Origin of the sequence: Anabaena sp. WFMT, from assembly GCF_051781005.1 — a bacterium.
Lineage (GTDB): Bacteria > Cyanobacteriota > Cyanobacteriia > Cyanobacteriales > Nostocaceae > Anabaena.
This window is the reverse complement of the sequence record NZ_JBPWOA010000005.1, coordinates 1-13,102: the sequence shown is the minus strand read 5'-3', so window position 1 is coordinate 13,102 and position 13,102 is coordinate 1. Positions and strand designations below refer to the sequence as shown.

10 protein-coding genes and 1 pseudogene are annotated in these 13,102 nt (G+C 39.3%); 6 read left to right on the top strand and 5 right to left on the bottom strand.

Features of this window, described 5'->3' with window-relative positions; genetic code table 11:
- The first annotated feature begins 198 nt into the window (after window positions 1-198).
- Window positions 199-1,179 (top strand): lysophospholipid acyltransferase family protein, encoded by a 981-nt coding sequence (locus tag ACSQ6I_RS04085; RefSeq protein WP_438889056.1) that lies wholly within the window; start codon window positions 199-201, stop codon window positions 1,177-1,179.
- 235 nt (window positions 1,180-1,414) lie between these two features.
- On the opposite strand, the gene ACSQ6I_RS04080 is transcribed toward ACSQ6I_RS04085, so the two are convergent.
- Window positions 1,415-4,039, bottom strand: a complete 2,625-nt coding sequence (locus ACSQ6I_RS04080) for a leucine-rich repeat domain-containing protein (protein WP_438889054.1) — start codon at window positions 4,037-4,039, stop codon at window positions 1,415-1,417.
- A 137-nt stretch (window positions 4,040-4,176) separates the two neighbouring features.
- Between ACSQ6I_RS04080 and ACSQ6I_RS04075 the strand changes: the two genes are divergently transcribed.
- On the top strand, window positions 4,177-5,241 hold the full coding sequence (locus ACSQ6I_RS04075) for a DUF6765 family protein (RefSeq protein WP_438889053.1): 1,065 nt from the start codon (window positions 4,177-4,179) through the stop codon (window positions 5,239-5,241).
- Between the two features lie 421 nt (window positions 5,242-5,662).
- Here the strand turns inward: ACSQ6I_RS04075 and ACSQ6I_RS04070 are convergent, their stop codons facing one another.
- The gene (locus ACSQ6I_RS04070) at window positions 5,663-7,105 is read right to left on the bottom strand and encodes a hypothetical protein (RefSeq protein ID WP_438889051.1); all 1,443 of its coding nucleotides are present in this window, start codon (window positions 7,103-7,105) and stop codon (window positions 5,663-5,665) included.
- A 92-nt stretch (window positions 7,106-7,197) separates the two neighbouring features.
- Here ACSQ6I_RS04070 and ACSQ6I_RS04065 point away from each other — a divergent pair, with 92 nt between their 5' ends.
- Window positions 7,198-10,323, top strand: coding sequence for an alpha-mannosidase (locus ACSQ6I_RS04065; RefSeq protein ID WP_438889050.1), 3,126 nt, complete (start codon window positions 7,198-7,200; stop codon window positions 10,321-10,323).
- Between the two features lie 174 nt (window positions 10,324-10,497).
- Here ACSQ6I_RS04065 and psbN read toward each other — a convergent pair whose 3' ends face one another.
- Window positions 10,498-10,635 carry a photosystem II reaction center protein PsbN gene (psbN, locus tag ACSQ6I_RS04060; protein ID WP_042464920.1) on the bottom strand — a complete coding sequence of 46 codons (138 nt, stop codon included), beginning with the start codon at window positions 10,633-10,635 and terminating at the stop codon, window positions 10,498-10,500.
- A gap of 235 nt (window positions 10,636-10,870) precedes the next feature.
- Between psbN and psbH the strand changes: the two genes are divergently transcribed.
- The 3 genes from psbH to pth all read left to right on the top strand — a co-directional run bounded on the left by psbH (window position 10,871) and on the right by pth (window position 12,260).
- A complete protein-coding gene (gene psbH, locus ACSQ6I_RS04055) occupies window positions 10,871-11,074 on the top strand; it encodes a photosystem II reaction center phosphoprotein PsbH (RefSeq protein WP_015214502.1) in 204 nt (67 codons plus the stop codon).
- A gap of 248 nt (window positions 11,075-11,322) precedes the next feature.
- A complete protein-coding gene (locus ACSQ6I_RS04050) occupies window positions 11,323-11,595 on the top strand; it encodes a TatA/E family twin arginine-targeting protein translocase (protein ID WP_438889048.1) in 273 nt (90 codons plus the stop codon).
- 20 nt (window positions 11,596-11,615) lie between these two features.
- Window positions 11,616-12,260 carry an aminoacyl-tRNA hydrolase gene (gene pth / locus ACSQ6I_RS04045; RefSeq protein ID WP_438889047.1) on the top strand — a complete coding sequence of 215 codons (645 nt, stop codon included), beginning with the start codon at window positions 11,616-11,618 and terminating at the stop codon, window positions 12,258-12,260.
- An 86-nt stretch (window positions 12,261-12,346) separates the two neighbouring features.
- On the opposite strand, the gene rpsU is transcribed toward pth, so the two are convergent.
- Both rpsU and ACSQ6I_RS04035 read right to left on the bottom strand, forming a co-directional pair.
- Window positions 12,347-12,523 (bottom strand): 30S ribosomal protein S21, encoded by a 177-nt coding sequence (gene rpsU / locus ACSQ6I_RS04040; RefSeq protein ID WP_015214505.1) that lies wholly within the window; start codon window positions 12,521-12,523, stop codon window positions 12,347-12,349.
- A gap of 316 nt (window positions 12,524-12,839) precedes the next feature.
- Window positions 12,840-13,102 (bottom strand): annotated as a pseudogene (locus ACSQ6I_RS04035) (16S rRNA (cytidine(1402)-2'-O)-methyltransferase); the annotation flags it as partial.

Sequence of the window (13,102 nt, the reverse complement as noted above, 5' to 3'; positions counted from 1 at the left end):
AAAGGTAAAAATTTAGGAGTCGGGAGTTGGGATGTTTGATAAATCGGTAGATGGGCAAATAGTGATCTTTTTTGTAACTGTTAAAAAGCTGACTACTGAACGTTGATAGTTGAATGCTTACGACAAAAGAGAAATATAATATGTAGACTTCTCACAGGGGAGTGTTTTAGAGCAGACATCAAGCATTATGATTGGTTCATGAATAGTTCTTCGAGCGAATCTTCTCCTGAAGTCCAAGCTGATGGGGAATTGATATCAAATCATCTGCCAGAATCAGAAACCCTACCGCCTTTGACTGATGCAACTATCAAGCGGGTAAGGGAAGGTGTGGCTGCGGCGAGCGATCGCACTATTCGTCATACTATAGAAACTACTCTCAATCAGTTATCTGCTATTAGTCAGGAATATACGGAACCACGAGTTAATGCTAATATCAGACGTTGGGTAGTGCGATCGCTCATTCATGCTCTATTTTCTATCCGCGTCGAAAACATCGAAAATATCCCCCGCACACCAGCCATCTTAGCTGCTAACCATCTTCACCACATTGACCCTTTAGTATTACTCGCAGAAATTCCCACCCAACCCCACTATTACATTCTCGGTGATGCCCGCACTCTCTACAACAAATGCTGGAAACGCTTTATTTTAGGTTTTGCAGGTGGTGTAATTCCCTTAGAGCGAATTTGGGGTGAAGAACTCGCTGTCATGGCTGCTGCCAAAGCTGGACAGGAGGAGGTGAAGGAATTAGCTACAGCCATTAAAGAAAATGTCAACCCCGGTGGAGATATCCAGACGTTACGCCGCATAGATCGGATTGTTGCGGCAATTTTTAATCGTGGAGATGGGTTGATTCTCTTTCCTGAAGGGAGATTGGGAACTGCTGAGGGTCATTTGCATCCTTTCAAACGCGGGACGGTAATTTATGCTTTGCGGGCTGGATTACCAATCATTCCAATTGCATTAATTGGTACTCATGATTTGTTTTTGAGAAAAGAGTTAACGATTCGTGTGGGTGAACCTTTATATTTTCCCCCAACTAAAAGGCCGAAGCGTCAGGAAATAGATTCTGCTTCAGAAGCTTTGGAAAAGGCGATACGGGCTTTGTTACCTACAAATTATCAAGAACCAACGGGGATAAAGTTGTTACGGCATTTTCTAAATCGGATGTTGTGGTAAAAGGAAGTATTGCGATGCCTACGGCGGGCGGAGCGATCGCTTCACTCATGATACTGCATACATTACATAAAACCCCACCCCTAACCCCTCCCCGCAAGCGAGGAGGGGAAAACAGTAGCCCCCTCTCCGTAAACAGAGAGGGGGTTGGGGGAGAGGTTCCGAAATGTAATTCACCCAACGAAGAATTGCTATAAAAAAGTATTTGAAAGTTTGTTTTAGAAATAAGTAAAGTAATTTATTCTGCTTCTAAAAATCCTTTGATGGTTTCTGCTGGAATACTAAAAACAGGATGATTAAATATCGCTTTTAATGCTTCTAATCCACCAGCTTTAAGTGCAGAGATTAATCTGGATTTTAGTGTTGGGTTGCGCTTAATTTCTTGATAAATGGCGTTGGTAATTCCTTCATTTGTCGATGTTTGATTGTTTTTAGATAATTGGTGAAACAGTTGTTGGATTTCTGCTGCTGCTTCTGCTAAATTCTGTTTTTGTTCAGGTGTGTAGTTGGTTTGATAAACGTTGCTACTACCACCACTTTGTCCATCGTTAATAGCACCTACGTTTGCACCTGTTAGATTATATTTAGAAGATTCTGACATGGAATTACTCTTTGTTGTTACGTGATTATGAATATTAATTACATTAAATGATTCTTTTTTCTGGTTGTCAAGTTCATTTTGTAATGGTGTAACTGGGGTTTGCCGTTCCTGATATAATTCTTGGGGTGGCAGATTCACATCATCAATTAACCTACGAACATCAACCATTTTACGACTTATTCTGCATTGGATATCATAATCACAAGTTGTTAAAAATTCATGCAATTCGTTGAGAGGATAAGTATAAGGATTCTCACTTTCTATACATTTTTCACAATTACAAGGAACAAGAGTATCATATTTCAAACGCTTAAAAGAACGATGAATTTTATCGAGTTCATGTGTGATAACAGTTAGCAGTTCTTTCTTACGATTTCCGGCTACACGGATTTTAATTTCTTTTTGATTGTAATTTTCAATCACTTCAGCACGAGTTTGATATTGGTTGAGAATAACGCCACTTCTCCAAACAATTTTTTGTTCTTCAATCCAAGGGTGTGTTTCCACAATGAAGCGACTGATAATACCTTTGGGCATGAATTCGTATTTGTATCGTAAAATTAAATTATGGGATTTATCCCAGTCGTATTCAGGTTGGTTAATATCGAGTAATTGAGGTGCAATATATTGACCAACACAATTAGGAATTGGGTAACAAAGTTTAAACCGCATCATTAATTGTAGCAGTTCATCTCTCATGTCGGTATATTCGACATCTTTCCAAATTTCTGCAAGGTTCTCTTGGGTAAAACATCCTAAATTTTTAATAACGTTTTTATTATCTAGCACTTTGTAAACTGCTGTAGTTCCCCATTCTGGTTTGAGGATGACATAGTGTTTAAGTATAGGATCATCTTGGAAATGCAAGCCAACACCAAGGTCGTGCAAGTAGCTACTTAGCAGCAGCATATCCTCACGTTTAGTTAAACCATTGTATTCGCAAAAGTTGGAATATTCTACAAAATTAATATAGTTGCGGGAGTCGTTTTCTAGATCAGAACGGATCTTCACCCAGATTTTTGGTAGAGGTGTACCAACATGAGGAAGTTTATTTATATATTGCTGAATAGCAGTTTTAATTTCTGTTAAACCGCGATTAGTGGCTAAGTTGGTTGGTAAAACTTCTTTAAGATTTAGGAATTCTCCTCGCAATTGGCGTTCATTGACTTCACATTGACGTTCTTGTTTTTCGTTTTTAATAATGATAACTGGGCTACTTTCACTCAATAGTTCGACAACTTTCAGCCAATAATAAAAATCTGTATTTTCTTTGCGATCATCTGCAACTAAGGCATAGAGAGAACGTGATGTCAGAAAAAATTGGTGGGTTTGGTGGTATATTTCTTGTCCACCAAAGTCCCAGATATTAACGCGAAATTCTTTACCATTATCTAGTTTGAATTTCCACTGAATTACATCAATACCTTCAGTTGATTTTTCATTTGATTGAAGTTTGTAGTTTTCATCTTCAATTTTCTTTGCTAAAGAGGTTTTGCCTGCACCTCCTTCACCGACAATCAAGAATTTTGCTTCATAGAAAAGATCAACTGTTTGTTTGAGCTGTTGCTGATAAAAGTTAAGAATTGCTTGTAATCCTTGTTTTGTTATTTCTAGTGGAAGTGTGATTATTTTGTTGCCTTGAAGTTCAAGCTGCTTCAATTTAGTAAGTTGTCCTATTTCCGGTGGCAGACTGCTGAGTTTATTGTCACTAAGGTAGAGAGTTTGGAGGTTGGTGAGTTGTCCTATTTCCGATGGCAGACTGCTGAGTTGATTGAAACTAAGATCGAAGGATTGGAGATTGGTGAATTGTCCTATTTCCGATGGCAGACTGTTGAGTTGATTGCTTCTAAGGTCGAGAGTTTGGAGATTAGTGAGTTGTCCTATTTTCGGTGGCAGACTGGTGAGTTGATTGTTCCAAAGGTCGAGAGTTTGGAGATTGGTGAGTTGTCCTATTTCCTGTGGCAAACTGGTGAGTTGATTGTTCCAAAGGTTGAGAGTTTGGAGATTGGTGAGTTGTCCTATTTCCTGTGGCAAACTGCCGAGTTGATTTTTGAAAAAGTCGAGGGATTGAAGATTGGTGAGTTGTCCTATTTCCTGTGGCAAACTGCTGAGTTGATTGTCACCAAGGTTGAGGTGTTGCAGGTTAGTGAGTTGTCCTATTTCTCCTGGCAGATTGCTGAGGAAATAACCACTGAGGTCAAGTTCTGTTACACCATCTCTTGCCGCTTTTTCGATCGCTTGTAGTAGTTCTGCCTCAGTCATGAACAATTACTGAACTGTGATTACTAGAGTTTAGCAAACAGATGTCGCAGTTTGAGAACCGCTATCAGGTAAAAAATTACGCAACAGCGTCCAAATTGTTATAGTCTATACGTAAATTCCCTCGTAACTGACTCAAGATGCAAATAGACTTTCATCATGGTGTCACCTACGTAGTAGCGCGACTAGCGGGTTTTGACCACGAAGATGCTGGTATTGTCGCTTACTGCGCCCAATATGTAGATGATGCTATCAATAGCGGTTTAATTCGATTCGATAATGGTGCGATGTTTACCCGCATCAGTTCTGCCCACAAAATGCTAGATTATCGCAATTTTAAGGCGTTAGCAATTCATCATGTTTGGATTCCTTTTCATTTTTTACCAGGAAATGGCGGGAAACCAGCAGGTGAAGATCCTGAAGGGAAGTTTATTGAAAAGTTGATTTGTCGTCCTAATAGTGATGTCGCGCAACAAATGGTGCGGGAATGTATCCAACGCCGTGATACAGCTTATGGTTTACATCGTCTAGGTATTACTATGCACGTTTATGTTGATACCTGGGCGCATCAAGGTTTTGCTGGTGTTAATCATCGAGTCAATGAAGCGAAAAAATTACTTGATGAAAATGACCAACCAGACCGTAATTTGATGGATAGGTTAAAGAATTATTTCGTCAGTGAGGCTTTACCTTTAGGACATGGTGCGGTTTTGAGTCATCCTGATAAGCCGTTTTTACGTTGGGGTTATATCAACGGTAGGGGTGAAAAAATTAGGCGTAACAATCCTGAAGATTTTCTGGAAGCGGCTGATCATATGTGTAAGGCTATGCAGCGTTATTTAAAAGGTGATCCTGATGCGATTGTCCCAGGTTTACCAGAAGCTGATAAAAGTTTAATTGCTTTCATGTTTGAGAATATTCAGGATATTAAAGGTCATGTTCGCCATCAAAAATGGTTAGATGCGATCGCACAAGGTAAATTTAGTTTTGGTGCAGCTAATATCAACTATATCCCCAAGGGTAAAAGTTCCTGGAAATACCTCGCTTTGGGAACTGAAAGCCCCGTTGACAAAGATAATGAGATTTTTCCTTATCATCCTAGTTTCCTAGTCAGCAATTGGAAATTATTCCACGACGCTTTACAAGCACATCAGTTCTATATTATTCACGATTTGCTACCCCAATATGGAATTTGTGTCGCTTGAGAAGAAGGTAAGAGGATATATACTAAAAACTGTTGGAAACTTTACTTTTAAACGCAGAGGTTCGCTGAGGTAAACGCAAAGTGACGCAGAGTTTTTATTGAAGTTTTCGCTTTGAATTTTGTTATCCTCATAAGGTCGAGATATTAACCGTTTTTCAAAAATCAAAACATCAAATAAGAATCCTCATCTTTAATCCTGTTAATCCTTAAATCCTGTAAATCCTGATTCAGACAAAAAATCAAAATATCAAATAAGAATTATCATCTTACAGCGAAATCCGTACATACCTAGCGGGCAAGATGCCCGCACCACAAGAGTTTCATTATTCAAGTTTGTATCTCCTTTAAATGAAATCCGCTGTAAATCCTTAAATCCTGTGAATCCTGTTCGCGTAGCGTGGCGTTAGCCATTTCAGACATTTTCATCTCACCTGTAACAACCCTTTAAAGAAATAAATCATATTCATAAATATCATTTCTAGCCAAAGCATGACATGATCTAACCATGCTAAAATTTGTTCTAAGGGATGGATTTCATATCCTAAAAATGTGGCGGTGGTTTCTATCCAATCTGGTTGAATTTGACGTTGATTTTTTTTCTCAGTCTCAACTTGGGGATTAGCACCTACTTTTGATGATTTTTTATTTCTAAATACACCTTTTTTTGATTTTTGTGAAAGGTCTAGCTGAGTATCTTCTGTAAATGAACTAGCAGTTAAATCAGAATTTACATCATCAGCTTTTATTTCTACATCACCAAACAAATCACCATAACTCAACCAAGTATCTGTGATTAAATCAGATTTCGGCAATTGTTGATTTTGGTTAATCTGTTTTGAAGGTTTAATTGGTGGTTTTTCTGAATTTGATTGATTCTCAAGTTGGTGAATATTTCTACCACCAAAAAAGTAATTTATTGCAGCTTCAATTAAGGCTGGAATATTTGGAGTTTGATTTTCTAAATTATTAGCGTTAAATGAATTTTTTTCTCTGGCTTCTAGCTGTTCTCTACCATAGATAAATATGTCAAGTTGATTTTTAGCACCTTGAATAATTTCCTGACTACGTTGTTTTACTGGTAATAAAGATGAAATCTCCAAGTTAGCAATAACGTTATCTAGTAATGCTAGAATTTTACCAGGATAGTATGGAAGATTTACTACAATATTGTTTTCAGGAAAATTCCTTGTATCTGAGTTATTTTGACCAGTTAACTTTGTTAATAAGCGGTCAATTTCTGGTAATAGTTCCTGTTCTTTTTTAACGTCAGCTAATATTAAAGAATAATTATATTCGGCAATTTCGCTATTAATTTTATCTGCTATTTTTGTCTGTTGTTGAATTGTCAAAACATCGAGAATTTTATTATCGTTGGTAACTAGTACCAAATTACGATTTTCCAAATGTACCGCAATTCCTAGCACTTTCGGTATATGCTTCTGGAGTGTGTTTTCTGGTGATAGAGATTTAGTAATATTAGATTCAGACGGATTTTTAACAGTTTTCCACCATCCTAAACGGGTGGCTGCTTCCCGCAGGCTATCACCCAATAACTTCAATGGGTTGACTTTTTGTAAATTTTGTGTATCAGAAGCTGCGGCAGATGGTAGATTTTGAACTAACTCTAGTACGTGCTGAATGGGTGCATCAACAGGTGGAGGAGTTTGTGGTTGTAGCCTTTTTCCTGCTAGTTCATCTGGCTGAAACAGTTGATAAAGTGGGTAAAGTAGGGCTTCGACACTCCATTTGGTAGCAACTTGCAAATGTCGGAAGGAGTTTTCCCACTGCTGTGTCAACCGCTGAGATTGCTGGTTGAAAAAGTTAAATAGTTTACTTTGATAACGACCTGAGGAACCAGAGGACATGGTAGAGATTTGTTAGTGTGAGTGTGATTAAGTTTTGAGACTCCCACAAAACTGTTAGTTATCGTCAGTCAGTGCCATCATCTTAGCGAAATATGACTCTTCCTGTTTATCCATTCGATACTAAATCTATATCAGAAGCGATTGAGAAGTTACGCGCTTGCTGTCAAGTTAATATCCAGTCCTGTTGGTTTTATCAGCAGGTTGACTGGGGAATTGACGAGGTTATGAATTCAGATTTGTCTGTTTGGGAACCTGTACAACTAAATGATAAAGCCCATGTTGCTTGGACAGGGGGGAAGCAGGTGCTGTGGTTGGCGCAAAAGTTGGTTGTTCCCCAAGATTTACAGGGTTATGATTTAGCGGGTTTGTCTTTGCGGTTGGCTTTGGTTTGGTGGGCTGATGCGGCGGAGATTTATGTTAATGGTAAGTTGGTATTGGCGGGTGATTTGTTTGATTGTTCACCTAGAGTGCTTTTAAGTCAAGGGGTAAAAGCTGAGGATGAGTTTTTTATTGCTGTGCGGTTGGTGAGTCCGGGACATTGTGATGGGGCTTTGGTGCGATCGCTCTTCGTTTACGAGTCTATTGATTATGATAGGCTAGATCCGGGTTTTGTGGCTGATGAGTTGGCTGTTGTTCATCTGTTTTTGGAAAGGTACGCACCGGAAAGGTTATCTGTTTTGGTTGAAACGGTTGAAGAGGTATTGAACCGCGAAGGCGCGAAGGGCGCGAAGGAAGAGAAAGAAGGGAAGAAGGAAGATGTTGTTTTTAATCTTCGTCAAAAGATAATTCAATCCAAAATCCAAAATCTAAAATCTAAAATTTATCTGTTGGGTCATGCTCATTTGGATCTAGCATGGTTATGGCCTGTTTCGGAAACTTGGAATGCTGCGGTAAGTACTTTTGAGTCGGTGTTAAGTTTACAAGCTGATTTTCCTGAGTTGGTTTTTTGTCATTCGACTCCGGCTTTGTATGCTTGGGTTGAGGAACATCGTCCTGATTTGTTTGCGAAGATTCAAATTCAGGTTAAAGCGGGAAAATGGGAAGTTTTGGGTGGTTTTTGGGTGGAATCGGAATTGAATTTGATTTCTGGTGAGTCTATTGTCCGTCAGTTGTTATATGGACAGCGTTATTTTCAGGAAAAGTTCGGGAAGGTTTCTCCTGTGGTTTGGGTTCCTGATACTTTTGGTTTCTGTGCAACTTTACCTCAGTTTTTCGCAAATGCGGGAATTGAGTTTTTTGTGACTCAGAAGTTACGCTGGAATGATACTACTAAGTTTGATTATGGCGCTTTCTGGTGGCGATCGCTTGATGGTAGTCAAATATTTAGTTTTATGTCTGCACCGATAGGCGAAACTGTTGACCCTGTTAAGATGGCTAACTACGTCTGTGAATGGGAAACTCAAACGGGTTTACATGATTCTCTTTGGCTTCCTGGTGTCGGTGATCATGGTGGTGGTCCAACTCGTGATATGTTGGAAATAGCCAGACGTTGGCAAGATTCTCCTGTTTTTCCGAAATTAGAATTTACAACTGCGGAAAATTATCTGCAATTAATAAAATCCCAAAGTCAAAATTTACCGATTTGGGAAGATGAGCTTTATTTGGAATTTCATCGCGGATGTTATACTACCCACGCAGACCAAAAGCGCTGGAATCGTAAATCTGAAAATCTTTTATATGAAGCTGAGTTATTTGCAACTTTAGCAAATGTTGCCTGTGGGGTGACATATCCGCAAGCAGAAATAGAAACTGCTTGGAAGCAAGTTTTATTTAATCAGTTTCACGATATTTTACCCGGTTCTTCCATTACTCAGGTTTATGAGGATGCTTTACCGGAATGGAAACAGGTGGAACAGGTGGGAAAAAAGATATTAGAGCAATCTTTGAGAGCGATCGCATCTCACATCAATTTATCACAACCACCACAACCCAATAGCATACCCATCATAATTTTTAACTCTCTCAACTGGCAGCGTTCCGAAGTCGTCACCATAACTTTACCTACCACAGCAACTGACCAAACATGGCAAATATATGATGTTGCTGGAAACCAACTTCCGTCCCAACAAAGTGAAAACTCTTTATTATTTCTCGCTACTGTCCCATCTGTAGGTTATAACATCTATTGGCTTTCTCCAATTTCTCATCCTCCCACCTCTCCAACTCTCCATAACCCCGAATGGATATTAGAAAATCAATATCTGCGCGTTGAGGTAAACCCGGAAACAGGAGATTTAGCAAGTGTATTTAACAAAATCCAAAACCGTGAATTTCTCAGCGGTGCGGGAAATCAACTCCAAGGCTTTCAAGACGGTGGCCAATATTGGGACGCTTGGAACATTGACCCCAATTATAGCGAACATCCTTTACCCCCAACCCAACTCAATTCAATTCAATGGTTAGAAAATGGAGAAATACAACAACGTCTGCGTGTAGTTCGTCAACTCGGAAAATCGGAATTTTGTCAAGATTACATTCTTCAAGTCGCTTCACCACTGCTGAAAATTTCTAATACTGTAAATTGGCAAGAAAATCACGTATTAGTTAAAACAGCTTTTCCTCTCAACCTCGAAGCCGATTTTGCTACTTATGAAATCCCCTGCGGTGCAATTCGTCGTTCTACAAATCCCCAAACCCCCGCAGAACAAGCAAAATGGGAAGTCCCCGCTTTACGTTGGGCAGATTTAACCACAAATTCATCTACAGATAAATACGGTGTAAGTTTATTGAATGATTGTAAATATGGATACGATGCTAAAGGCAATCAACTCCGTCTCACACTTCTGAGAAGTTCTAACTGGCCAGACTCTCAAGCTGATAGAGGAACACATGAATTTACTTACACTTTATACCCTCATCTTGAAAGTTGGGAAGAAGCAGATACTGTCAAACGTGGTTATGAGTTGAATATCCCATTACAAGTTTTAGTCAATCCTGAAAATCAAGAATCTGCATTTAACTTTTCTCAAAACCAAAGTTTTCTGAATTTATCAGATGAGAATTTAATTTTAATAGCTTTGAAACCCAGTGAAGATAATCCGCACAAATTCATCATGCGCTTTTATGAATGTCACGGGAAAACAGGGAATTTATCTCTAGAAAGTGATCTTTTCATATTAGATGAAGCTGTTGATTTATTAGAAAACCCGATAAATCAAGAAGTTGATAAAATTGCACCGTGGAAAATTGCTACTTTTGCAATTAAACCAAAAACATAGTGTGAGTTACTGTCTGAATCAGGATTCAAAAAATCATATTTTCAACCAACATCCTGTAAATCCTTAAATCCTGTAAATCCTGATATGGCTTGCGCCACGCTACGCTATCAGACAAGTAAAATTTTAACCATGAGGGTGGGCATTGCCCACCATAAAGTCAAATCAATCACTTTTCTAATCTTCGTGGTCATCAAAAGGATCATCTAACTGAGTGCTAGGAGGCCCAAATGAGGTGTAAATTGCCATACCAGTAATTACGAGTAGTGCTACACCGACAGAAATACCAATAACTAAACCAGGTTCTAAGTCCATAAGGTTAGGCATATATTATGAGAACTATGTTATAGAATATTACAAAAATTAACGCAAATACCATTAAAGTATTCACCCAACTCAGACAAACTACCCTACCCTCATAGTGGTATTATCGTCATAGTCAGAATAGCCCCAGTTGTAAGGTGAAAATTCTGCTGTAATATTGCAGCACTCTACAATGGGCAGCAATAAGAAAATTAATAAAGCTTTGGCAACTGATCTTAGGTGAACTATGGCACAACGGACTAGGTTGGGAGATATCCTCAGACCCTTAAATGCTGAGTATGGTAAGGTGGCTCCAGGTTGGGGTACGACACCTTTAATGGCTGTTTTTATGGGTTTATTTTTCGTATTTCTGCTAATTATCCTGCAAGTTTACAATAAGTCACTGTTGATTCAGGATGTACTTGTTGATTGGCGGAGTTTAGGCGGTTAACTGCTATACAGCCCTCAGACTTGGATAACAAGTTAGCGTCCACCCGGCTTGTCCGGGTGTCTTATATTTCTTCGCTGGTTATTTGTTTAAATATGACCAATAATTCCTTGATGGTACAAGCCCCCGTATAAATCCGTGGAATCAATCCAAAATCTAAAATCCAAAATCCAAAATTTGGATGACTGCTCAATTAATCCTAACTATTGATTAAACTACAGATGTAATGTCAGGTTTTGTGGCAGGTTGAAATGAATATATTTGGTATTGGTCTACCAGAAATGGCTCTAATTATGGTAGTGGCGCTGTTAATCTTTGGCCCCAAGAAGCTACCAGAAATCGGTCGGAGTGTGGGTAAAACTATTCGTAGTTTCCAAGAAGCTTCTAATGAATTTCAAAACGAGTTCAAACGGGAAGCTGAACAGTTGGAACAAGTTGTGAAAACAACTGCTGAATTGGAAACTAAACACATTGAAGCTGCTGCACCACAGCCAGAAAATGCTGGTTCCTCTCCCAGCAGCTAGGAAAATACTGCATAGCAAAAATGACAGAAGTTGAGAAGCAACCTGCTTTGGTAATTCCCCAGCTAATTGTTGGTTTGGGGAATCCAGAGCCTAAATATGACCAAACTCGCCATAATATTGGCTTTGCGGCTGTGGATGCTTTAGCGCGTGCTTGGCAAATTCCACTGGCGGAAAATCGCAAGTTTCAGGGAAATTTTGGCGAAGGTATTGCACCTGGTGGTGGTAAAGTTCGTCTGCTGAAACCTCTAACTTATATGAATCGCTCAGGACAGTCTATTCAAGCGGTAACAAGTTGGTATAAATTACCGCCTGAGTCGGTTCTAATAATTTATGATGATATGGATTTACCTTTGGGAAAAACTCGTCTGCGTTTGTCTGGTTCTGCTGGTGGACACAACGGGATGAAAAGTACTATTTCACATTTAAGTAGCCAAAATTTTCCCCGGTTACGAATTGGTATTGGTAAACCCAAGGGTGCAGCTGATGATGATAATTCTGAGACTGTCTCTCATGTGTTGGGGCGGTTTTCGGCTGCGGAAAATAAATTGATGTCTCTGGTGCTGGAGTTTGTGGTTGAGTGTGTAGAACTCAGCTTTAAACAAGGTGTAGAAAAGGCTATGAATCGTTGTAATAGCCGGACTTTTGATATTAATCCAGGTGGGTAGTTATCTAGATTTAGGCTGGTAATGGGTAATTGGTCAACATTCTGTTGTTACCTAATATCACACCAGTACCAAGCCTGAATAATTATTTAAAAACGACGTTTACGCCTAGCTGAGACTGCCTTACGTTTGCGTTTTTCTTGGGGAGTTTCAAAGTGCTTATGATACTTTACGTCGGCTAATATACCAGCTTTGGAGACTTGGCGTTTAAACCGACGGAGGGCTGAATCTATTCCTTCGTTTTCTCCTAAAACCACCTGGGTCATTCTCAGTCTATCCTCAATTTATCAATAATTTACATTGTAATATTAGCCTCAAACTTAGCAAAGCCATTTAGTCCAAAGAAGACTAATTTGTATATGTCCTTTTCTCTGGTTTTATCTTTAGGAAACACCAGAAAATAAATTATCCAATCTTGTGGGATGGGCATACTATGGCTAACGCCACGCTACGCTATCGACAAGCTTAGTACAAGTCCTACCCGTCCTTTATTGATTAGCGGGCAAGACTTCGACAAGCTCAGTCCGAGGATGACCGCACCACAAGAAATTTTTGTACATTTTTTTATTTGGAAGTCCCTTATTAAATGGTTGTTTCCGATTCAGAAGTGATGTCTATTGCCAAGGCTAGTTGATATAGTTGACGACGGGATACTGCTGTATCTTTAGCTAATTGTCGGCTGGCTTGCGATCGCGATACGCCTTGTTTCATAATCTGTAATAATTCGGCTTTAAGTTCTGTTTCTGTGAGTTGGGGTTGACTTGGTGGTGTGCCGGCAACTAACAGGGTATATTCACCTTGGGGTTCTTTTTGGGTGTAATGTGCGATCGCATCGGCAATTGTCC